The sequence below is a fragment of the Streptomyces sp. NPDC057950 genome (genome assembly GCF_042887295.1).
Classification (GTDB): domain Bacteria; phylum Actinomycetota; class Actinomycetes; order Streptomycetales; family Streptomycetaceae; genus Streptomyces; species Streptomyces kaempferi.
In genome coordinates this window covers 66,517-88,808 of sequence record NZ_JBHVPP010000018.1, presented here as the reverse complement: position 1 = coordinate 88,808, position 22,292 = coordinate 66,517, and the positions used below count along the sequence as shown (strand labels likewise).

The window sequence follows — 22,292 nt, the reverse complement described above, 5'->3', positions numbered from 1 at the left end:
GCAGGTGGCGGCACCGGCACCGAGCCGACGAGGCGCGGCGACGGTGCGGCACACCGGCGGGAGCACGACGGCAGGGTTCCCCGCCGCGCCACCGGCGCACCACGCGCCGCGACCGCACCGTCGGCCTCCGCCACCCCGGCTTTCCACAAGGGCACACGGGGGACAGAGCGGTCCCTTCGCGTGCCGACGGGAGGTCGGCCATGAAGGTCACCGGGACAGAGTCGCCCCTTATCCCGCTCCGTCAGCGCCTGTTGCCAGGCAGGCTGACAGGGCTCTCGGTGGCCTTGCTGAAGGCGACGGCTCTGGAGATCGCGATCCTCGCCGGGCACCTCCTCCTCTATCCCTCCGGCATCGTCCAGGAGCGCCGCACCTCCCCCGCGCTCCCCCCGTCCGACACCACCCGGCTGCCCACCGGGACCAAGCCCCCGGTCGTCCTGCTGCACGGCTTCATCGACAACCGCTCGGTCTTCGTCCTGCTGCGCCGCAACCTCGCGCAGCACGGCAGACAGCACATCGAATCGCTCAACTACTCACCGCTGACGTACGACATCCGCACCGCGGCGGAGCTGCTCGGCCGGCACATAGAGGACATCTGCGAGCGCACGGGGCGCGACCGGGTGGACATCGTCGGACACAGCCTCGGCGGACTGATCGCGCGGTACTACGTGCAGCGCCTCGGCGGCGACCTGCGGGTCCGCACGCTGGTCACGCTCGGCACACCGCATTCGGGCACCCGGGTCGTCCCGCTGATGAACGCGCACCCGATCGTCCGTCAGATGCGCCCGGGTTCCGCGGTGATCAAGGAACTGTGCGAGCCGGCGCCCGACTGCCGTACGCGCTTCGTGAGTTTCTGGAGCGACCTCGACCACCTGATGGACCCGCTGGAGACCGCCGCCATCGACCACCCGGACCTGCTCGCGCAGAGCGTCCAGGTGAGCGGTATCGGGCATCTCGCCCTGCCGGTCCACCCCGCCGTCGCCACCGGAATACGCCAGGCGCTCGACAGCGAGGAGACCGCCGTCCGCACCAGCGCCGCGGAGGCCGTGGCCGAAGCGGGGGGCCTCACCGTGGCGTGACGTCCCCCGTCCGGCTCCTGTCCGGCCCCCGTCCGGGCCCTCTCCCGACGACCGGAGAGGGCCCGGACGGCGATCCGACAGGAGTCGGACGGGGTCCGGACGGGGGCCGGACGACGCCTCGATTTCGAACATTCATCGAACGCCAGGCCAAGCCCGTGCCCGCACTCCCCCGAAAGACGGCCGAATGCCCGTTTCCTGAGCGGAGGAAACCTGCCGAAGATTGTCGCGCCCGCATACCGCCGGGTACAGTCGCCGCACTGCTCTGCCAGCCCCTGTTGTCGAGGCGAAAGAGAAGTTGGTGAACGACCGTCACCCGTCGGGGACCGTGACCCCCCCGGCCCCGGCTTCCGATGCCGCCTCGGCGCACTACGCGTCGTACGCCGGCCAGGAAGTCCAGTACGGCGACTTCACCCTGCACGACGGCTACAACGGAACCGGCGCCTACGCGACCGCGAGTTTCGAGTCCGACCCCCTCTTCGGCGACATGTCGGGCGGCGACGGCACGGGTTCGTACGACGCGACGCAGTGGAACACCGGCGGCCACCAGGCACCTGCCTACGACCCGTACGCCGCACAGCACCAGACCGCGTACGACACCGGCGGCTACGGCGCCACCGCCTGGGCGACCGGCTACCAGCAGCTCGCCGACATCCCCGCGCAGCATCCGGGCCCCGACGCCACCGGCCAGTGGGACGCGGCCGCCTGGCTCCAGGCCGAGCCCGCCGGCCTGACCCAGCAGTGGAGCACCCCCGCCCAGGAGACGGGTGCGTACGACGCCACGCAGTGGAACACCGCCGGTGAGCAGGACCCGTACGAGGCCTACGAGCACCCCCAGCAGGACGAGTCGCACGAGCACCCGGCCGCCGACGCGTACGAGCACCAGGTCACGGCGGACCCGTACGAGCAGCAGGCCGCCGCCCCGTACGAGCAGGCCGATCCCGAGCCCTTCGACCAGCAGGCGACCGCCGCCTTCGAGCAACTGCCGTACGAGCGGTCCGCCGCCACGCCGGACGAGTACGACTTCGAGGACACCGATCCCGCGCACGAGGCTCCGCTGCTCGACGACATGGAAGAGGTCGCTCCGGCCCCCCGTGCCGCGAACCGGCCCGCGTCCCGCTCCCGCCGCCGCTCCCCTGCCAAGCGTTCCGCGCTGCTCACCGTCGCCGTGCCCTCGGCCTGTGTGATGGGCGTCGCGGGTATCGCCGCCGCCTCCGTGGGCACCATCGGCGGGGACGACACCAAGAACACGACGGCCAGCGCGTCCGACGCGACCGCGGTGAAGCCGTCCACCGCCAACAACAAGCTGGACACCCAGCTCCAGAGCCTGGCCGCGGGTGCGGACGACTTCGCCGACCGGGCCAGCCGCACCCAGGAACGCATCGACCTCAAGGCCCAGCGGGCGGCCGAGCAGCAGAAGGCGGCGGCAGCGGCGGCCCGCAAGGAGCGTCTGCGGCCCAAGTTCGTCCTTCCGGTCACGCAGAAAGGACTCAGCGCCTACTTCGGTCAGGCGGGGGTCAACTGGATGTCCGTGCACACGGGCATCGACTTCCCCGTGTCGTACGGCACGACGGTGATGGCCGCGACGGACGGAACCCTGCGGACGGAGTGGAACAGCGCGTACGGGAACATGGCCGTCCTCACCGCGAAGGACGGCACGGAGACCTGGTACTGCCACCTCTCCAGCTACAAGGTGCCGTCGGGCACCGTCGTGAAGGCCGGTGAGCAGATCGCGTTCTCCGGGAACTCCGGTAACTCGACCGGGCCCCACCTGCACTTCGAGGTCCGGCCCGCGGGCGGCGCGGCCATCGACCCGCTGCCGTGGCTGCGCAGCCACGGCCTGGACCCGACGTGAGCACCGCCGTGACCCACTCTCGGTGACCCACTCGCCGTGACCCACTCTCGGTGACCCACTCGCCGTGACCCACTCTCGGTGACCCACTCGCCGTGACCCACTCGCCGCGGCGCACCGCCGGGCTTCGCGGCCGGACGGGAACCCCCGCCCGGCCCCGGAACCTCGTGGACTAAAGCTTCTCCACCGGCGCGTACCGCAGCAGCAGCCGCTTCGGCTTGGGCTCGCCGAAGTCGACCGTGGCCTCCGCGTTCGCCCCCGTGCCCTTCACGCCGACCACCGTGCCGAGCCCGAACTGGTCGTGGGTGACCCGGTCACCCACCGCCAGCGAGACGACCGGCTTCTCGGACGCCCCGCGGCGCGTCGCGAAACCGGAGGCCCCGGACGCGGCGGAGCGCGAGCGCGAGGACGACAGCGAGGACGACAGCGAGGCCGCCACGCCCGAGACCGGACCCGAGGGCAACGGAGCCGTCGCGCCCGTGCGCTTCCACTCCAGATGCGTGTCCGGGATCTCCTCCAGGAAGCGGGAGGGCGGGTTGTACGAGGGCTGACCCCACGCGCTGCGCATGGACGAGCGGGTGAGGTAGAGCCGCTCCCGCGCGCGCGTGATGCCGACGTACGCGAGACGCCGCTCCTCCTCCAGCTCCTTGACCTGCCCCAGCGCACGCATGTGCGGGAAGACGCCGTCCTCCATGCCGGTGAGGAACACGACGGGGAACTCAAGGCCCTTGGCGGTGTGCAGGGTCATCAGGGTGATGACGCCGTTGCCGTCGTCCTCGTCGGGGATCTGGTCGGAGTCGGCGACGAGCGCGACCCGCTCCAGGAACTCGGAGAGTCCACCGGCCGCCCCGGCCCCCCCGGCCGCTCCAGCCCCGTCGGTCGCTGCGGGCCCGTCGGTGGCTGCGGCCCCGTCGGTCGCGGCGCCCCCGTCGGTCGCTGCGGCCCCGGCAGCCGCTCCGGCACCGTCCTCGTCCCCGCCGGACTCCTGCTCGAACTCCAGTGCCACGGCCGCGAGTTCCTGGAGGTTCTCGATCCGGGTCTCGTCCTGCGGGTCGGTCGACGCCTGAAGCTCGGCGAGATAGCCGGTGCGCTCGAGGACCGCCTCCAGGACCGTCGCCGGGCCCGCGCCGGACTCGACGATCGTACGGAGGTCCTCCATCAGCGTGTTGAACCGCTTCACGGCGTTCGTCGAGCGCGCCGCCATGCCGTACGCCTCGTCCACGCGGCGCAGGGCCTGCGCGAAGCTGATCCGCTCCCGCTGCGAGAGGGCGTCGATCATCGCCTCGGCGCGGTCACCGATCCCGCGCTTGGGGACGTTCAGGATCCGGCGCAGCGGGACGGAGTCCTCGGGGTTGGACAGGACCCGCAGGTAGGCCAGGACGTCCCGGACCTCCTTGCGCTCGTAGAAGCGGACACCGCCGACGACCTTGTAGGGCAGTCCGACGCGGATGAAGATCTCCTCGAAGACACGGGACTGGGCGTTCGTCCGGTAGAAGACCGCGACGTCGCCCGCCTTCGCCTCGCCCGCGTCGGTGAGACGGTCTATCTCGTCGGCGACGAACTGTGCCTCGTCGTGCTCGGTGTCGGCGACGTAGCCCGTGATGTTCGAGCCCGCGCCCGCGTTCGTCCACAGGTTCTTGGGGCGGCGCGACTCGTTGCGCTCGATGACCGCGTTGGCCGCGGTGAGGATCGTCTGGGTGGAGCGGTAGTTCTGCTCCAGCAGGATGGTCGTCGCGTCCGGGTAGTCCTCCTCGAACTGGAGGATGTTGCGGATGGTCGCGCCGCGGAAGGCGTAGATCGACTGGTCGGCGTCGCCCACGACGCACAGCTCGGCCGGCCCGAGGTCTCCCTCGGCCGGCGGCACGTCCTCGGGGCGGTCGCCGCTCGCCGGTCCCACGAGCTCCCTGACCAGGGCGTACTGCGCGTGGTTCGTGTCCTGGTACTCGTCGACCAGGACGTGGCGGAAGCGGCGGCGGTAGTGCTCGGCGACATCCGGGAAGGCACGGAGCAGGTTGACCGTCGTCATGATCAGGTCATCGAAGTCGAGGGCGTTGGCCTCGCGCAGCCGCGACTGGTACATCGCGTAGGCCTGGGCGAGGGTCTTCTCGAAACCGTCGGCCGCCTGGCCCGCGAAGTCCTCCTCGTCGATCAGCTCGTTCTTCAGGTTGGAGATCTTCGCGCTGAACGACTTCGGCGGGAAACGCTTCGGGTCGAGGTCCAGGTCGCGGCAGACCAGGGCCATCAGGCGCTTGCTGTCGGCGGCGTCGTAGATCGAGAAGGAGGATGTGAAGCCGAGCCGCTTCGACTCGCGGCGCAGGATGCGCACGCACGCGCTGTGGAAGGTCATCACCCACATGGCGTTGGCGCGCGGGCCCACGAGCTGCTCGACGCGCTCCTTCATCTCGCCCGCGGCCTTGTTCGTGAAGGTGATCGCGAGGATCTGGCCGGGGTGGACATGGCGCTCGCCCAGCAGGTGCGCGATCCGGTGTGTGAGCACCCGGGTCTTGCCGGAGCCGGCGCCGGCCACGATGAGCAGCGGGGAGCCGGAGTGCACCACGGCCGCACGCTGGTTCTCGTTCAGCCCGTCCAGCAGGGCCGCCGGGTCCACGGCGGGCCGGTGGGCGCCGTCGCGGTAGTACGCGTCGCGGTCCGGGGGCACGTCGAAGCGGCCGCCGAACAGGTCGTCCGGAAGCGGCTCCGCCGCCTCGTCCTCGGGCGGCGGCGGGGGCTCTTCCCCATGGGCCCCGGAAGGCTTGAGGTCCGCCAGGAAGCTGTCATCAAAGAGGCTGCTCATCGCTCTCCGAGTCTAGGCGGCCGCACTGACAGCCCGCCGCCACCCCGGAAACTGGGCCGGATTTCCTACGGGGTCCGGGCCGAAGGGGCAGGGGAACCGGGGCGCCCCTCCCGAACCGCGCGCCGTCCCGCACCGACGCGCCCTCACCTTGCGACGTCACGCCGCTACCGTCGGACACTTCGGATGCCCCGGCGGCTCAGGTCACGAAAATGTATCGGGCATATCGCACATCAAACTTCACAGGACACTTACGCGTTGGCTAGCGTGCCGGGCAGACCGCTCGACAGCGACCGGCGAACGTCGCCGGGCCGGGCGGTCTCCGCCGAGTCCGGCGCGCCCAGCGGCGACCGGAGCCGGGGACCCGACCGACTTTGGGGTGAATCGGTCCCACCGCCCCTGGGCAGGGACCGTAGGGCAAACCTTCCGGAAGTACCCGCCCGAACCCGACAGCTAACCCGGTAGGCGGATGACGGAAGGAGTCGCCCCTCTTGGCGTCGCACCGCAAGTGGAGTCCGCCGGGCACACGCCGGACGGGCATACGGACCCCGGCCCTCGCCACGGCCGCCCTGACCTCCGTGGCCCTGCTCTCGCAGACGGCCGGCGCCGCACCCTCGACCGAGCCCCGGCCGAGCCTCGAAGAGGTCGGGAAGAAGGTCGACGACCTCTACCACCAGGCCGAGACGGCCACCGAGAAGTACAACGCGACCAGGGAGAAGACCGCCAAGCAGCGCAAGCGCGTCGACTCCCTCCTCGACGACGTGGCCCGGCGCACCGAGAAACTCAACACCGCGCGCGAGGAGCTGGGTTCGTTCGCCGCCGCCCAGTACCGCACCGGAGCGTCCGCGCCCGGCGGCGCGAGCCTGCTGCTGGCCGACAACCCGCAGGACTACTTCGACCAGACCCAGTTGATGGACCGTCTGACCACCCGCCAGAAGGCGGCCGTCGACGACTACGTCACCGAGCAGGCCGCCACCTCGAGGAAACGCGGGGAAGCCTCCCGGAGCCTGCGGACGCTCACCACGTCGCAGGACGCGCTCAGGACCTCCAAGGCCGACGTCCAGGGCAAGCTCGCCGCGGCCCGCGAACTGCTCTCGAAGCTGACCGCCGACGAGAAGGCGCGGCTCGCCGCGATCGCGCAGAAGAAGCGGGAAGCGGCCGACCGCGAGGCGGCCGAGCTGGCGGCCCAGCGGGCCGCGGCGGAGAAGAAGGCCCGGGAGACGGAGCCGCGGCGGGGCACACCGTCCGGGACCACGGGGACTTCCGGAACCCCGGCCACCGGCTCCTCGTACGCCACCAAGGCCGGCAAGGCCATCGCCTTCGCCCGCGCCCAGATCGGCAAGCCGTACGTGTGGGGCGCGACCGGGCCCGGCTCGTACGACTGCTCCGGTCTCACCCAGGCCGTCTGGAAGGCCGCCGGCGTCACCCTCCCGCGTACCACCTACGACCAGGTGGACGCGGGCACCACGGTCCCCCTCTCCGCCATCGAGCCCGGAGACCTGGTCTTCTTCTACGACGACATCAGCCACGTGGGCCTCTACATCGGCAACGGGATGATGATCCACGCCCCCAAGCCGGGTGCGTACGTCCGTGAGGAGTCGATCTTCTACGCCGGCGAGTCGATCATCCACAGCGTGGTGCGCCCGGCCTGAGCGCCCGGCGCGGGCACGCCCTCGTGAGACCTCCCGGGCTCCACGCGCGCGTGCCCGCGCCCCGCGTCCCCCGCGGCGCCGTGTCCCCGGTCCCCGTGTTCCCCGCGTCCCCCGCGGCGCCGTGTCCCCGGTCCCCGCGCTCCCCGCGCTCCCCGCGTTGCGCTGCCCCCGTGTCAGCGCGCCCCGCGGGCAACCCGCCCGAAGGTCCCTAGCATCGGGGCCATGCCAGCCACCTCGCCGCCCCGCAGCCCGTGGGTCCGACTCCGTACCTGGTGGGCGGAGTGCCCGCCCGCCGCCGCGGCCGCCGTTCTGGCCACCGGCATCCTCTCCGTCGGGCTGCACGAGGCCGGTGACGAGGTCCTGTCCCGGATCGCGCTGGTCCTTGCGGCCGTCATCTGGCTCGGGTTCGCCGTGGACTTCACGGTCCGTCTGCTGCGCGATCGGGAGCGGTGGCTGGAGGAGGCCGGCACGCCGAGCGCGCTCACCGGGGTCGCCGCGACCGCCGTACTCGGCACCCGGCTGACCGACCTGGGGTGGCTCGGGGCCGCCGAGGTGCTGCTCGCGCTCGCCGCGGTGCTGTGGCCGGGGCTGCTCTACCTGTTCGTACGAGGGCTGCGGCTCCGTATGCCCGGAAGCGTGTTCCTCGGGTGCGTGGCCACCCAGGCCCTCGCGGTGCTCGCCGCGTCGCTAGCCGAGGCCGCGCGCGCGGACTGGCTGGCGTACGCGGCACTGGTGCTGTTCTGGCTGGGGTTCCTGGTGCTGTACGTGGTGGCGCTGACGTGCTTCGACCTCCGGGAGACGGCCACGGGGGGCGGCGACCAGTGGATCGCGGGCGGCGCGCTCGCGATCTCGGCGCTGGCCGCGTCGAAGCTGGTCCTCGCCTACCAGGCGGACGGCTACCTGTGGAACTACGACGACAACGGCGTGATGCTCTGGGTGTCCCAGGCTCTGATCATGGTGACGCTCGCCTGGTACGCCGTGCTGGCCGTCGCGGAGCTGCTGTGGCGGCGTCCGCGGTACGACGTGCGGCGCTGGGCGACCGTGTTCCCGATGGCCATGACGGCGGCGGCGGCCCTGTCGGTCGCGGACGCCGTCGGCTTCGCCTGGCTCAGGGGGCTCGGGCAGGTGCTCCTGTGGACCTCGGTGGCCGCCTGGCTGCTGGTGGCGGCCGGAACCGTCAGGTCCACAGCACCGCGATGAAGATGTTCGCGGTCGTCAGCAGCCCGACCAGCCCGAACAGGCCCTTGTCGACCTTCTCGTCGTCCCGCTTCACATAGACCAGGCCGAGGATCACGATCAGCAGGGCCAGCTTCACGCCGATCTTGACGGTGTTGACCGGGTGGTCGTCGGCCTGGTTGAGACCGACCAGGACGACACCCGTGACCAGCATGGTCAGCGCGCCGTGCAGCATGGCCGGGACGAACCGGGCGGTGCCCCGGCCCATGGCCTTCATCTGGGTGAGGAAGCCGCCGAGCAGCGAGGCGATGCCGATGATGTGCAGGCCCACGAAGAGATGGATGAGTACGTCCATGGGTCCGGAGCCTAATCGGCGGCGGGTGTCCCACTTCGCACCGGCCCACCCCATCGGGACCCGTAGCACCTGAGAACCCCCTGTTGTCCCGGAACCGTCCCATCGGTCATCACCCTGTGTGAAGTCGCCGGGGCAGGACCGGGATCACGGTCACATGAGGTCACCCGGCGATCCAGTTACGCCAGTTCCGTACATGGTGTTACCGAGCCCTCGCACTCAGGTTTAGCGTCCTCCACCAGGTGCCCGGCTCCCCACCGCCGCCCGGGCCAGGGGCGGCAGCCGGACACCACCGCCGAGAAAGGTCCGGCGGCGACTCGCTCCCCCTGTGTGGGCCGTCGCCGGACGCCTCACCGATGACCGCGCTCTCCCCGGCGGTCACGTCCCCCGGGAAGGATGTGGGCCCTCGTGGCAGCGCACCGCAAGCCCAGACAGCGCTCACTCGGCGGCCATACGGTCCGCACGGCCGCGACCATCGCCCTCGCCGGCGCGGCGACGACGGCCGGATTCGAGGGCACCGGGCACGCGGAGCCGCAACTGTCCCCGGCGCAGGTGAAGGCCAGGGTCGACAAGTTGTACGAGGAGGCCGAGGTCGCCACGGAGAAGTACGACGGGGCGAAGGAGAAGGCCGACCAGGCGTCACGGCGACTGCACGACCTGCGCGACGAGACGGCGCGCAAGGAGGACCGGCTCAACGCGGCGCGGGACGCCCTCGGTTCGATCGCCGCGGCGCAGTACCGCAGCGGAGGCCTCGACCCCGCTCTGCAGCTCGCTCTCTCCGACCGGCCCGACCAGTACCTGGACGGGGCCGCGTTCGCCGAGCGGGTCGGTGACCGGCAGGCGGGGGCGGTGGCACGGGTACGCAAGCAACTGCGGGAGATCGAGCAGTTGCGCGGGGCCGCGCACGTCGAGCTGGCGTCGCTCACCTCGCGGCAGGCGGAGCTGAAGCGGGCCAAGCGGACGATCACCGGAAAGCTGGACTCCGCGCGGCAGCTGTTGTCGCGGCTCACCGACGAACAGCGGGCGCGCCTCGGGGATCCCGGGGCGGCCGGCGGTGCGGCGGGCACGGCCCGGCACGCCTCCCGCTCCGCCGCGCGGGACCTGGGCCCGGCGCCCTCGTCGCCCTCGTCCGGTTCCGTCGCCGCCCCCAACTCCCGTGCGGCCGCCGCCGTCTCCTACGCCTACGGGAAGCTCGGCAGCCCCTACGTCTGGGGCGCCACCGGGCCCGACGCCTTCGACTGCTCGGGGCTGGCCCAGGCCGCCTACCGCTCGGCGGGTGTCCAGCTGCCACGCACGACGTACGCCCAGATCAACGCGGGCCGACGGGTCTCACGTTCCGAACTCCTCCCCGGCGACCTGGTGTTCTTCTACTCGGGCATCAGCCACGTGGGGATCTACGTGGGCAACGGGATGATGATCCACGCCCCGAACCCCACCGCGCCGGTGCGTCTCGCGCCGGTCGACGAGATGCCGTTCGCGGGGGCCACCCGAGTGGCCTGAGCGCACGGGTCCACCCGGGTGGCGCGAAGACGCCGGGGCGGATCGCCGCGGTGGGGGCGCGGGGGTGGATCGCGGTAGCGTCGACGCGGACTCCGTTCCGTCGTCCGAGAGGTCCTGATGCCCGGCTTCCTGCTGCCGCCGCCTCCGCCGCCCGCGCACATCCGCTCCTGGCCGGACCGGGCGGCACTGCTGGCCGACCGGGGGCGGGCGCTGGAGGAACTGCGCGGGCGGAGCCTCGGGGTGCACCGGGTGCTGCTCCTGTGGCTGCTGGCGCTCGCGGCCATCGTCGGCTGGGCCCTGCTGGTGCTGCCGCTGCAGCAGATCGAGCAGCGCGACCCCACCGGTGTCGTCCTGGGGCCGCTGTTCGCCCTGCTGGGCCTGGCCGCGCTCGCCCTGACGGTCCTCGCCGTCGCCCTGTCCGTACGCAGCGACCGCCGCATGCACGAACTGCTCAAGGCCTGGACCGAGTTGGACCACCACCCCGCGACCGACTCCCGGCTCCGCTCCCCCGGGCTCAGCCTGTTCTGGCTGCTCTCCTCGCTGGGCGTCTGCGCGATCGGCGTCTGGACGTCCTACGCCGCGGCGGCACCGGGCGGGTCCGGCCGCGGCTTGTACAGCGATGTCGTCCAGGGCGTCGGGATCGGCCTGATCCTGTGGACGACCGGTCTCATCGGGATCGCGAAGGCCGTACGCCACTACCGCTGGGCGCTGCGGATCCCGGGCCCGGCGCCCGCCCCGGAACACCGGTAGGCGTCCGGCGCCCGCCCGCCGCACCACACCAGCAGAAGGACGGCGTCCGCCGCGAGCCACCGGGAACAGCCGGACGGCCACCGCGGAACGCCGGCGGCCGGGGTGCGTCCACCGCGGAACGCCGGCGGACGGCCGGTGTCCGCGCGGCCCGGCGGACGGCGTGTCACACCAGGCGTCGCGCCGTCGCCCAGCGCGTCAACTCGTGCCGGTTGGAGAGCTGGAGCTTCCTGAGGACCGCCGAGACGTGGGACTCGACCGTCTTGACGGAGATGAACAGCTGCTTGGCGATCTCCTTGTACGCGTAGCCGCGGGCGATGAGGCGCAGGACCTCGCGCTCGCGCTGGGTGAGGCGGTCGAGGTCCTCGTCGACCGGCGGGGCGTCGGTGGAGGCGAAGGCGTCCAGGACGAATCCGGCCAGGCGGGGCGAGAAGACCGCGTCGCCCTCCTGGACACGGAAGATGGAGTCCACCAGGTCGGTCCCGGTGATCGTCTTGGTGACGTAACCCCGGGCGCCGCCGCGGATCACACCGATGACGTCCTCCGCGGCGTCCGACACGGACAGCGCGAGGAAACGGACCGGCCGCTCGGGGTCGCCCATCAACGGGGCGCAGCGGCGCAGCACTTCGACACCACCGCCGCCCGGCAGATGGACGTCGAGCAGCACGACCTCGGGCCGGGCGGCCGTGATGACCGTGACCGCCTGGTCGACGTCCGCGGCCTCGCCGACCACCTGGACGCCGGTCCGCTCGGTCTGTCCGATCTCGGCCTGCACCCCCGTACGGAACATGCGGTGGTCGTCGACGAGGACGACCCGTACGTGACGCCCGCCCGGGGCTCCGGACGGCTCGGCGGCGTCCGCCCCGCCCGCCCCCGGGGACCCGGCGGCCGCCCCCGCTCCGGTCGCGGTGTCGCTCGGCTCGTCGGGGCCGGTGTTCCCGGGCAACCCGGCCGTCGGCCCGTTCGCGTCGCTCATGACGTCTTCTCCGCCCTCTCCATTTCCAGCTCGACCTCCGTGCCGCCGTCCGGCACCGCGCGCAGCCGCGCCGTGCCGCCGTTGCGCTCCATGCGGCCGATGATCGATTCTCTGACGCCCATGCGGTCGGCGGGTATCGCGTCGAGGTCGAAGCCGGGGCCGCGGTCGCGGACGGACACGAAGACCGTCGTTCCCTCGGCTTCGGCGTAGACCTGTACCGCGCCGCCCTCGCCACCGTACTTGGCGGCGTTCACCATGGCTTCCCGTGCGGCCTGCATCTGTGCGGTCAGGCCCTCGTCAAGCGGGCAGTCGCCGACCACGACGACCTCGATGGGGACGCCGTGCTTGTCCTCGACCTCGGCCGCGTTGCGGCGGACCGCCTCGGCGAGGGTGGTGGGTTCGTCGGCCTCGTCCTTGCCGGTGCCCTCCGGCTTGTAGAGCCAGGCGCGCAGGTCGCGTTCCTGGGCCCGGGCGAGCCGGCGCACCTCGTTCGCGTTCTCCGCGTTGCGCTGGATCAGGGTCAGGGTGTGCAGCACCGAGTCGTGGACGTGGGCGGCCACCTCGGCCCTCTCCTGGGCCCGGATGCGCATCAGGCGCTCCTCGGAGAGGTCCTGCGTCATACGGACGAGATAGGGGCCGGCGAGGAGCGCCGTGCCGACGAGGACGGCGAGCGCCGCCTGCAGGACGGAGCCGAGGTGGGCCGCGGAGCCCTGGAGGACGAATATCCCGGTGACGCCCGCGGTGACGAGCAGGACACCGGCCGCGGACCGCAGCAGCGTGAGCGTCCGACGGCGGCGGCCGACCTCCACCCAGCGGGCCCGCCGCGCGTTGTCCGCCTGGCGCCAGACCAGGGCGACGCCCGCGCCGACCAGGACCGTGGGCCAGAGGTACGCCTTGGCTCCGCCGCCGAGGTTCACATTGCCGACGAAGACCATGGCCACGACGACCATGAGGAGCAGGGCGACGATCTGGCCCCGGTCCGGCTTGCGGGCGACGAGTCTGCGGCGGCCGTCGGGAGCGGTCTCGGTGGTGAAGGCCGACGCGCGCTCGGAGTCGACCCCGCCGATGCCCAGCGGCACGAAGAACCAGAAGGCGGCGTAGAGCAGCGCGCCGAGGCCGTCCGCCATGAACAGGCCGACGAACACCAGCCGTACCCAGATCACGGGCAGCCCGAGATGCCCCGCGAGCCCCCGCGCCACACCGCCGAGCCAGCGTCCGTCGCTGCTGCGGTAGAGCTTGCGCGGGGGCCGCGGGTCGTCGAGAGGCACTGCTGCGGCTTCCGGCATGCCAACGATGTTCACACGGCCGGGCGGCCGGAGCATCAGGGTCGGCCCCCGAGACTCCCCTGATCTTCGACGAGCCGGTCCCCGAACTGCTTCCCGCGCACCCGTCGGGGCCGATATCAGGGTTCGGCCAGGGTCGTCCCGACTCCCGCCGGGCCTTCCCGCCCGTCACCATGGACACATGACAGATCAGCAGCGCGCGGCGGCGGAGCCGCCCCGCGGCTCCGGCGTCCCGCCACCGGGCAGCGCATCGGGCGGTGAGCCGCGCGCGCACGACGACGTGGTGGCGCCCGAAGCCCCGCACAGGTTCCGGCGCGACCGGCGGCACAGGATGCTGGGCGGAGTGTGCGCGGGGCTCGGGCGGCAGTGCGACATGGACCCGGTGATCTTCCGGATCGTGCTCGCGGTGCTCTCGGCGACCGGCGGCATCGGTCTCATCCTGTACGGCTTCTTCTGGCTGTTCGTCCCGTACGACGACGAGGACGAGAACGAGGTGCGCAAGCTCCTCACCGGTCGCGTCGACGGCCACGCTCTGACGGCCGTGCTCTTCGCCCTGGTCGGCTGCGGGGTCTTCCTGTCCATGCTCGACAACGGCGGGGTGCTCACCTTCGCCGTGGTCCTCACCCTGCTTCTCGCGGGCGCGGGGTACTGGTCGCAGCAGCGCGGCGCCCCCGATCCGGACCCGCTCGCCGCCCAGGCGGTGGCGGACGCCCCGCCCGAGGCGCAGGCCCCGCCCGTCCCCGCCTCCTACCCTTCCTGGTGGCGTGACCCGATCGTCAAGGACGGTTCGCACGTCGGCGGCACGGGCTATCTCTGGGGCCCGCAGGACGCCCGGGACCGGGATGTCGCGGCCGCGGTCGACATGGCCCGCGGGACGCCCGGCCCGAACGCGCGCGCGACGCGGGAGCCGCGGCCACGCGGGCCGCGCGGGATCGGCGGCCGGGTGTTCCTGCTCGCGCTCGTCGCGGGTGGCCTCGGCTCGGGCCTGACGTGGCACGACCGGCCGCTCGGTCCGAGCCTGCAGATCGGTCTGTCCTGCGCGCTCGTCGTCTTCGGTCTGGGCATCGCGCTCAGCGCGTTCGTCGGGCGTACGGGCGCGGGCTCGCTCTTCCTCGCCGTGGTCACGGCGGCCCTGCTGGCCGGCTCGGTGGCCCTGCCGAAGGACATCGGCACCGACTGGAAGCGGACCGACTGGACACCGGCCGCCGTCGCCGACGTACAGAGGAACTACGAACTCGGCTCCGGCGTGGGCACGCTCGACCTGAGCCGGCTCGACCTCGCCAGGGGACAGACGGTGACGGCGCGCGCGGAGGTGGGGGCGGGCCGCCTCGAGGTGGTGGTCCCGACGGACGCGACCGTGAGGCTGAACATCGACGTGGGGCTCGGGGACATCCAGTTGCCGGGCGACGGCAAGAAGGACGTGGACGTGGAGCCCGGCAAGTCCAGGCAGGTGACGCTGGCCCCCGCGGCCGGCACCGGGCACGGCGGAACCCTCGATCTCGACCTGCATGTCGGTGTCGGCCAGGCGGAGGTGACCCGTGGCACGTCATGAGTTCCAGCCGGGAAAGCTGGTCGCGGGCTTCTTCCTGACCACCGCGGGCGTCGTGTACGCCGGTGACGCGGGCGGCTGGTGGGACACACCGTGGTTCGTGATCATCCCCCTCCTCACCGGCGGCCTCTGCCTGGCCGGAGCGGTGGCGCTCCTGACCCACGGCGTACGGCGACGGCGGGCGGGCTCACGGCGGGCGGCCGCGGGGGCGGCGAGCAGAGGCCCCCGGGGCTCGAACGTGCCGGGCTGACCGGGCCGGGGCACGACGACTGAGCCGACAGCGGCGGGAACACGCCCGAGGTCGGAAAGTCCCGTCGTCCGCCCTGAGGACGGGCCTCGCGGCGTCTGGCGCGTGCTCTCGGCGCGCCGGGCGTCCCGAGGCGGACGGGACTTTCGCGACTCGACCTAGTAGCGGTACTCCCCGGCCCGTTGCCTGCGTCGCGCGCGCCAGGCCGCGTCGAGCGAGAAGACCGAGGCGCCCGCGAGGACCAGGGGCAGCCAGGCCATCAGGTAGGCGAGATCGTTGCCGTAGTAATACGGGTCGGAGGCCCAGCTGACCGTCAGCCACAGGCTGAGGGAGATCAGCGCGCCGCCGAACGCCGCGAGGCGGGCCAGCAGTCCGATGAGGGTGCCGATGCCGACGGCCAGTTCACCGAGGGCGATGGCGTAGCCGAAGCCGACGGGGCTCTTCAGCGCGAGGTCGACCAGGGCCGGGATCGCCGAGGAGGCACGCACCCCGTGCATCATGGCCCCGATCGAGCCCGCGCCGGAGTCGGAGAGGAAGGCACTGTTGGTGAGCTTGTCGATCCCCGCGTAGATGAAGGTGATGCCGAGGAAGACACGCAGGGGCAACAGGGCGTAGCGCGTGGCCGTCTCGCGCCACCCGTCCCTCCCGCCGCCGTCGACATAGGAGCTCTGGGTATCCGTCCGCATACCGTGAGTCATCGCTCTCCGCCGCCTCTCACCCGTATTCCGTTGACCCCTCAACAGACCATACGTACGAGAGCGGGTCCCCGCTCAATGCCCGGGAGCGGTTTTCTTGCCCGGAGGCACCTCTCGGCCGCCTTACGGCCGCAAAGTGCCGGGCCGGCCGGGCGGGGATTCCCCTTCCGCCCCCCACCGCCGAACCGGTGACCCGGCCCGGCAGGCACACCGGTATCACGCGTCCCGGCCCGCAACTCCTCAGTCCGGGACCTTCGTCCCCGCTCGTCCCCGCTCGTCCCGCAGCCCGCCAGTCCGCCAGCCCCGCAGTCCGTCATCAATCCGTCGGTCCGTAAGTCCGTCAATCCGTCGGTCCGTCAGTCCGTCAGTCCGTCACGTCGATCACACAGCGGTTGGTCTCCACACCGGCCGCGGTCACCACCTGGACCTCCACCCGTCCCGGCTCCACGTCGACCGGTACCGGCACGGTGAGCACGGCGTCCGTGGGATTGCTGAAGCCGCCCGGCACCGGGACCAGCGGTACGTGCACATGGACCGCGCCGATCCGGACGACCATGCGGGAGAGCCGGTCCGCGGTCTGCGCGCCCGGAGGGACGAAACCGGCCCCCCGGATCTCGATGTCGTCCCCGGTGCGGATCGGGGCGTCGAGGTCACCGGCCTCGCGGGAGCGCACGACGGAGAGGATCACGGGCCGGCCGCCCTCGGCGTACTTGCCGGAGAGGTAGGTCGCGGCCGAGACCAGGACGAGCACCGCCAGGCCCCAGGGCAGGTCGGGCAGCTGTTCCGGCCGCCGGGCCAGCCGTACCGCGGCGAAGACCAGCGCGACGGCGCCGATGACGACGTACTGGATGTCGGCGAAGCCGCCCTTGCCCGAGTCGTCGGTGAGGAGGTCGGCGGCACGCGGCCGGTCGGCCCGTACCTTCTGCAGCCGTTGCCCGAGGACCCGCACGCCCACCACGCGGCGTACCAGCACCGCGATCCCGCACACCACCGCGACGACGGTCACGACACCGGCGCCCCGGGCGAGCTCGAGCCCGGCGATCAGGTCGTCCCGCCGGCCGTGGGCGGAGGCCGCCGCCAGCTGGCCCACCAGGACGAGCACCGCGTACACCACGAACAGCACCCACCCGGCGGCCATCGCACGCGAGGTGGAGAGACGGTTGTCCTCGCCGATGACCGGCGCGAGGGCACCGCCGCGCGCCCGGTGCAGATAGCCCGCGCCGGTCAGCAGGCCGGCCACCACGACGGCGGCGACCAGCCCCGCCGTCCGCGCCGCCGACCACCCCGCGCCGATCGCGGTGAGCGCCTGCACCAGCAGCAGCGCCACGACGGTTCCCCACACCGCGAACGCCGTACGCCGCCACAGTCGTCCCAGCCAGGCCTCGCCGTCGACGCGCCCGCGTTCCGCGACGAGGTCCGCGGACTGGGTGAGTTCGTCGGACACCCACTGCCGGGTCGCGGACGCCGAGTGGGCGACGCCGGCCGGCAGTCCCCGTCCCGACGCCAGCTCGTCGCGCTTGGCGAGGAACGCGGCGACGGCCCGCCGGTGCCCCTCACGCGCCCCGTGCGGGCAGTCCCCGCAGGTGCAGCCGCCACCATGCGCGCCCTGCCCGGCACCGAGCCCGCCACCGCGCCCCGCACCGCGCTCCGCGCCGTGTCTCGCCTCCTGCACCGCCACGCCCGTTGCCGCCTTCCCCGCACCGGGAACCCCCGTGCGGCCAGATCCTCGTACGTCTGCGTACGCCTGCGTACGTCCTCGCACGGGGTCCTACGTCTCCGTACGCCCCCGCACGCCTGACTTCCGTACAACTGCCTTACAACTGCCCCGCGATGACAGCGAATTGTGCCGTACGCAACAGCGTCCGCGTCCGGCAGGTCCGGTCAGCGCGGGTGAAGTGCCCGACCCCGTGTTGACCCGGCTGCGAGAATTCCCCCATGGCCGAGATCATCCAGCGCGACGGGACCTGGGCCTTCGACGGCAGCACGGTCAGGATCACGCCGGGGCTGCACCGTTCCGTGCCCCTGTTCCGGCAGACGTACGGGGAGATCACGGTTCCCCTGGAAGCGGTCTCCGGCATCGTCCACGAACCGGAACGCAAGCGCGGCCGGCTGCGCCTGAGGCTGCGCGAAGGAGCCGATCCGCTGCTCCAGGCGACCGGGGGACGGCTTCCGGACGCGGCCGATCCGTACCGGCTGTCGGTCGACGTCGACCGCTCCGGGGTCGCCGAGTACGTCGCCGAGGAGATCCGCCGCGCGCTGCTCCTGGACCAGGTCCCCAAGGAACCGGCGAAGAGCTATCTGCTCGCGGGGCCGCCGGTCCCCGTCTCCGTGCGGTCCAGCGACGGCACGGTCTCCTTCGACGGCGCGCGGGTACGTATCGACTGGGCGGACACCTCCGACCGGGTCAAGCGCGCGACGGGCCCGCGGATCATCGCCGTCGGTGACCTGGTGCAGGTGGAATGGCTGCCCAACTCCGGTTACGAGGACGGGTTCCTGCGCTTCGTCACGCGCGAGACCGCGTTCTCCAAACTGCCGCCCGAAAAGGATCCGTTCGCTCTCGACCTGTGGGGCAGCGCACGCCGTGACCTGCTCACGGCTCTCGTCGCCGCCGCGGTGACCGCCCGTCTGCCCCATCCGTCGGTCCGGGCCGGCGAGTTCACCGACCGGCCTCCGCAGCCGTCCGCCGTCGCGCGGGTACCGGCCCAGGCCGATCATCACGACGTCCTCCTGCGCCGGCTGCGTGAGCTGGGCGAGCTGCACCGGGACGGAGTGCTCACGGACGAGGAGTTCGCGGCGACGAAGGCGGCGGTCCTGAAGGGCTTCAGCTGAGGAGATCCGGCTCGCTCCTGCTGATGTCCTGCCACAGGGGCTGGTAGTTGATCCACGCCACCAGGTCGCCCCCGAGCTGCTCGCGGGTCGCGACCGCCTGCTTGTGGTCGATGAGGACCGGGCGTCCTGCGGCCTGCGCGGTGAGCTGGACCTGGCTGGAGCGTTCCATCGACAGGAACCACCAGGCCGCCGCGTCCACCGAGTCGCCGACGGTGAGCAGTCCGTGGTTGCGCAGCACCAGTGCCTTGTGGGTACCGAGCGCGCCGGCGATCCGGCGGCCCTCCTCGGTGTCCACGGCGACCCCGCTGTAGGAGTCGTAGAGCGCGTGGTCCTCGTAGAAGGCACAGCTCTCCTGGCTGATCGGGTCGAGGAGGTCACCGAGGGCGGAGAGCGCGCGGCCGTGCACCGAGTGGCAGTGGGCGACGGCGACGACGTCGGGGCGGGCGGCGTGGACCTGGGCGTGCACGGTGAACGCCGCCTGGTTCACGTGGTAGCGGCCCTCGACCACCTGCCCGTCCTGGTTGGCCATGACCAGGTCGCTCACGGTGACGTGCTTGAAGGGCATCCCGAAGGGGTTCACCCAGAAGCAGTCGCTGTACTCCGGGTCGCGCGCGGTGATGTGGCCGGAGACCCCGTCCTCGAATCCGAGCCGCCCGAAGATCCGTAGCGCTCCGGCCAGCCGCTCCTTGCGGTGGCGTCGCTCGTCGTCCGGCGAGTCGTACATCGGCGGCATGGCGAACTGGAGCTGGTCGGTCGGTAGGGGCAGGGGCGGCGTGGGCCCTTGCATATGTCCTCCAGCACTGGCGTGTCCGATACGGACCGGAAGTTACCTCCGGGCGCCGTAGGAGAACAGGGCCGTTCGGTGAAGAGAGTGCGCAACCGTTACGCGGGAGCGTCATGGGGAGCCGTGCGGCCGGTTCGTGGCAGCGGAGAACCTCCCCCATACCCGACAGCGGATGTCGGGTATCGGCGCGAGACTCCTTGCATGAGTCGTACGAACTGGGCCGCCTTCACCGTCTGCGCACCCGACCTCGCCGGGCCGGCCGAGGAGCGTTTCGGAGCGTTCACCCACCATGTCCTCGCGACCCTCCGCAAGGACGGCGCACCCCGCACCAGCGGCATCGAGACGCGCTTCCTGCTCGGCGAGCTGTGGCTCGGCATGATGCCGGACTCGCTCAAGGCACTCGACCTGCGCCGCGACCCGCGCTTCACGCTCCAGGCGAACCCGGGGCCGGGCACCGCGATGGGCGGGGGCGACGTACGGATCAGCGGACGGGCGGTGGAGGTCACCGACGGCGACGCGAAACGGGCCTACGTGAAAGAGGTGGAACCGCCGGAGCCGTTCCACCTCTTCCGCACCGAGCTGACGGAGGTCGTACGGACCTTCGTCGAGGACGACACGTATCTGGTCGTCCAGGTCTGGAAGCCCGGAGAGCCGGTGCGGACTCTCAAACGGACCTGACGGGAGGGGCTACTCCCACTCGATCGTGCCCGGGGGCTTGCTCGTCACGTCGAGGACGACGCGGTTGACGTCGGCGACCTCGTTCGTGATCCGGGTCGAGATCTTGGCGAGGACGTCGTACGGCAGGCGCGACCAGTCGGCCGTCATCGCGTCCTCGCTCGACACCGGGCGGAGCACGATCGGGTGGCCGTACGTACGGCCGTCACCCTGGACGCCCACGCTGCGGACGTCGGCGAGCAGGACCACCGGGCACTGCCAGATGTCACGGTCGAGGCCGGCCGCCGTCAGCTCCTCGCGGGCGATGGCGTCGGCTTCGCGCAGCAGGTCGAGGCGGTCCTTGGTGACCTCGCCGACGATACGGATGCCGAGGCCGGGACCCGGGAAGGGCTGGCGCTGGACGATCTCGTCCGGCAGGCCGAGCTCCTGCCCGACCATCCGGACCTCGTCCTTGAACAGCTTGCGCAGCGGCTCGACGAGCTCGAACTCGAGGTCCTCGGGGAGGCCGCCCACGTTGTGGTGGGACTTGATGTTGGCGGTGCCGGTGCCGCCGCCGGACTCGACCACGTCCGGGTAGAGGGTGCCCTGCACCAGGAAGGCGACGTCCTCGCCCTCCGCGGCCTCGGCGATGATGTCCGCCTGGGCCTGCTCGAAGACCCGGATGAACTCCCGGCCGATGATCTTCCGCTTCTCCTCGGGGTCCGAGACACCCTTGAGCGCGTCGAGGAACCGCTCCTGCGCGTCCACGACCTTCAGCTGTACGCCGGTCGCGGCCACGAAGTCCTTCTCGACCTGCTCCGTCTCGCCCTTGCGCATCAGACCGTGGTCGACGTACACGCAGGTCAGCTGGGAGCCGATGGCCTTCTGCACGAGCGCGGCGGCGACGGCCGAGTCCACCCCGCCGGACAGACCGCAGATGGCGCGCTTGGTGCCGACCTGCTCGCGGATGAGGGCGACCTGCTCCTCGATGACGTTGCCGGTCGTCCAGTCCGGCTCGAGGCCGGCGCCGCGGTACAGGAAGTGCTCCAGCACCTGCTGGCCGTGCGTGGAGTGCATGACCTCGGGGTGGTACTGGACGCCGTACAGCTTCTTCTCGTCGTTCTCGAAAGCCGCGACCGGGACGACGTCCGTGGAGGCCGTCACCGTGAAGCCCTCGGGCGCGGCGCTGCACGCGTCGCCGTGCGACATCCACACCGACTGCTCGTCCGGGGTGCCCTCGAACAGGGTGGAGCCCGACTTCGAGACATGCAGGGGCGTACGGCCGTACTCGCGGGCGCCCGTGTTGTCCACGGTGCCACCGAGGGCCGTCGCCATCAGCTGGAAGCCGTAGCACATGCCGAAGACGGGGACACCGGCCTCGAAGAGCTCGCGATCGAGGCGGGGGGCGCTCTCGGCGTACACCGACGAGGGGCCTCCGGAGAGGATGATCGCCGCCGGGTTCTTGGCGAGCATCTCCTGGACCGGCATGGTGCTCGGCACGATCTCGCTGTAGACCCGGGCCTCGCGGACGCGACGGGCGATGAGCTGGGCGTACTGCGCACCGAAGTCGACGACCAGGACGGTGTCGGGGGCGGCGGGGGACGCTTCTGGCACGGTTTGCCTTCCGGCGGTGAGCAGGGGGTGTCGGGTGTCGAGTCTACCGGGGGTGTGCGTGGGGGTGCCGTCCCGCTGATTTCGCCCCCGCCGCCCCTGCCCGTCCCATCCCGTACCTGGGGGGCTCCGCCCCCAGACCCCTGTCCGGCCTCACGGGCCTTGTCCCCGAACGCCGCACGGGCCGTTGGGCCGCGCCCGCATACCGGCCGTCCGGCCTTGAGTGCCTTGTCCCCAAACGCCGCACGGGCCGATGAGCCGCGCCCGCATACCGGCCGTCCGGCCTTGAGTGCCTTGTCCTCGAACACCGGACGGGCCGATGGGCCGCGCCCGCATACCGGCCGTCCGACCTCGAGGACCTTGTCCCCGAACACCGGACGGGCTGATGGTGCGGGCCCGTGCTATCGAGCCCGTCCGGCGTTCGAGGACGAGCCCTTCGGGCGATGGCGGGGGTCTGGGGGCGGAGCCCTCAGGGACGGGATAGGTCGGGCAGGGGCGGCGGGGGCGCGCGACGTCTCAGT

At 72.1% G+C, this 22,292-nt stretch carries 18 protein-coding genes and 1 riboswitch; of the genes, 10 read left to right on the top strand and 8 right to left on the bottom strand.

Annotated features, from left to right (window positions below; translation table 11 throughout):
* Positions 1-200: 200 nt before the first annotated feature.
* Both ACFVTC_RS27735 and ACFVTC_RS27730 read left to right on the top strand, forming a co-directional pair.
* Positions 201-1,076, top strand: a complete 876-nt coding sequence (locus ACFVTC_RS27735) for an esterase/lipase family protein (protein ID WP_390131231.1) — start codon at positions 201-203, stop codon at positions 1,074-1,076.
* Positions 1,077-1,374: 298 nt separating this feature from the next.
* Positions 1,375-2,928 carry a peptidoglycan DD-metalloendopeptidase family protein gene (locus ACFVTC_RS27730; protein ID WP_390131230.1) on the top strand — a complete coding sequence of 518 codons (1,554 nt, stop codon included), beginning with the start codon at positions 1,375-1,377 and terminating at the stop codon, positions 2,926-2,928.
* 169 nt (positions 2,929-3,097) lie between these two features.
* Here the strand turns inward: ACFVTC_RS27730 and ACFVTC_RS27725 are convergent, their stop codons facing one another.
* A complete protein-coding gene (locus tag ACFVTC_RS27725) occupies positions 3,098-5,719 on the bottom strand; it encodes an ATP-dependent DNA helicase (RefSeq protein ID WP_390131229.1) in 2,622 nt (873 codons plus the stop codon).
* 310 nt (positions 5,720-6,029) lie between these two features.
* Positions 6,030-6,200, top strand: a riboswitch (cyclic di-AMP (ydaO/yuaA leader).
* A gap of 7 nt (positions 6,201-6,207) precedes the next feature.
* On the opposite strand from ACFVTC_RS27725, the gene ACFVTC_RS27720 reads away from it, so the two are divergent.
* A complete protein-coding gene (locus ACFVTC_RS27720) occupies positions 6,208-7,368 on the top strand; it encodes an NlpC/P60 family protein (protein ID WP_390131228.1) in 1,161 nt (386 codons plus the stop codon).
* Between the two features lie 222 nt (positions 7,369-7,590).
* Complete coding sequence (locus tag ACFVTC_RS27715; RefSeq protein WP_390131227.1) at positions 7,591-8,568, top strand: tellurite resistance/C4-dicarboxylate transporter family protein; 978 nt, start codon at positions 7,591-7,593, stop codon at positions 8,566-8,568.
* Here ACFVTC_RS27715 and ACFVTC_RS27710 read toward each other — a convergent pair.
* Positions 8,546-8,899: a hypothetical protein gene (locus ACFVTC_RS27710; protein ID WP_329289832.1), complete on the bottom strand. Its 354-nt coding sequence runs from the start codon at positions 8,897-8,899 to the stop codon at positions 8,546-8,548. The genes ACFVTC_RS27715 and ACFVTC_RS27710 overlap by 23 nt on opposite strands.
* A gap of 405 nt (positions 8,900-9,304) precedes the next feature.
* Here ACFVTC_RS27710 and ACFVTC_RS27705 point away from each other — a divergent pair, with 405 nt between their 5' ends.
* Positions 9,305-10,396, top strand: a complete 1,092-nt coding sequence (locus ACFVTC_RS27705; protein WP_390131226.1) for an NlpC/P60 family protein — start codon at positions 9,305-9,307, stop codon at positions 10,394-10,396.
* A 117-nt stretch (positions 10,397-10,513) separates the two neighbouring features.
* Positions 10,514-11,146 (top strand): hypothetical protein, encoded by a 633-nt coding sequence (locus ACFVTC_RS27700; RefSeq protein ID WP_390131225.1) that lies wholly within the window; start codon positions 10,514-10,516, stop codon positions 11,144-11,146.
* Between the two features lie 163 nt (positions 11,147-11,309).
* On the opposite strand, the gene ACFVTC_RS27695 is transcribed toward ACFVTC_RS27700, so the two are convergent.
* Together ACFVTC_RS27695 and ACFVTC_RS27690 are read right to left on the bottom strand one after the other, a co-directional pair.
* The gene (locus tag ACFVTC_RS27695; RefSeq protein ID WP_390131224.1) at positions 11,310-12,119 is read right to left on the bottom strand and encodes a LuxR C-terminal-related transcriptional regulator; all 810 of its coding nucleotides are present in this window, start codon (positions 12,117-12,119) and stop codon (positions 11,310-11,312) included.
* Positions 12,116-13,405: a PspC domain-containing protein gene (locus ACFVTC_RS27690; RefSeq protein WP_390131223.1), complete on the bottom strand. Its 1,290-nt coding sequence runs from the start codon at positions 13,403-13,405 to the stop codon at positions 12,116-12,118. The genes ACFVTC_RS27695 and ACFVTC_RS27690 overlap by 4 nt, the downstream gene beginning before the upstream one ends.
* 178 nt (positions 13,406-13,583) lie before the next feature.
* Here ACFVTC_RS27690 and ACFVTC_RS27685 point away from each other — a divergent pair, with 178 nt between their 5' ends.
* Positions 13,584-14,954 carry a PspC domain-containing protein gene (locus ACFVTC_RS27685; protein WP_390131222.1) on the top strand — a complete coding sequence of 457 codons (1,371 nt, stop codon included), beginning with the start codon at positions 13,584-13,586 and terminating at the stop codon, positions 14,952-14,954.
* Positions 14,941-15,201: a hypothetical protein gene (locus ACFVTC_RS27680; RefSeq protein ID WP_390131221.1), complete on the top strand. Its 261-nt coding sequence runs from the start codon at positions 14,941-14,943 to the stop codon at positions 15,199-15,201. Before ACFVTC_RS27685 ends, ACFVTC_RS27680 begins: the two co-directional genes overlap by 14 nt.
* 155 nt (positions 15,202-15,356) lie before the next feature.
* On the opposite strand, the gene ACFVTC_RS27675 is transcribed toward ACFVTC_RS27680, so the two are convergent.
* Entirely contained in the window at positions 15,357-15,896 is a 540-nt protein-coding gene (locus ACFVTC_RS27675) for a DoxX family protein (protein ID WP_390131220.1), read from the bottom strand.
* Positions 15,897-16,257: 361 nt separating this feature from the next.
* A complete protein-coding gene (locus ACFVTC_RS27670) occupies positions 16,258-17,571 on the bottom strand; it encodes a hypothetical protein (protein WP_390131219.1) in 1,314 nt (437 codons plus the stop codon).
* Positions 17,572-17,828: 257 nt separating this feature from the next.
* Between ACFVTC_RS27670 and ACFVTC_RS27665 the strand changes: the two genes are divergently transcribed.
* A complete protein-coding gene (locus ACFVTC_RS27665) occupies positions 17,829-18,722 on the top strand; it encodes a DUF4429 domain-containing protein (RefSeq protein ID WP_390131218.1) in 894 nt (297 codons plus the stop codon).
* On the opposite strand, the gene ACFVTC_RS27660 is transcribed toward ACFVTC_RS27665, so the two are convergent.
* Positions 18,715-19,509, bottom strand: a complete 795-nt coding sequence (locus ACFVTC_RS27660; RefSeq protein ID WP_390131216.1) for a class II aldolase/adducin family protein — start codon at positions 19,507-19,509, stop codon at positions 18,715-18,717. The genes ACFVTC_RS27665 and ACFVTC_RS27660 overlap by 8 nt on opposite strands.
* 198 nt (positions 19,510-19,707) lie before the next feature.
* Here ACFVTC_RS27660 and ACFVTC_RS27655 point away from each other — a divergent pair, with 198 nt between their 5' ends.
* On the top strand, positions 19,708-20,184 hold the full coding sequence (locus tag ACFVTC_RS27655) for a pyridoxamine 5'-phosphate oxidase family protein (protein WP_390131215.1): 477 nt from the start codon (positions 19,708-19,710) through the stop codon (positions 20,182-20,184).
* A 9-nt stretch (positions 20,185-20,193) separates the two neighbouring features.
* On the opposite strand, the gene guaA is transcribed toward ACFVTC_RS27655, so the two are convergent.
* Positions 20,194-21,774 carry a glutamine-hydrolyzing GMP synthase gene (gene guaA / locus ACFVTC_RS27650; RefSeq protein ID WP_390131214.1) on the bottom strand — a complete coding sequence of 527 codons (1,581 nt, stop codon included), beginning with the start codon at positions 21,772-21,774 and terminating at the stop codon, positions 20,194-20,196.
* Positions 21,775-22,292 lie beyond the last annotated feature (518 nt).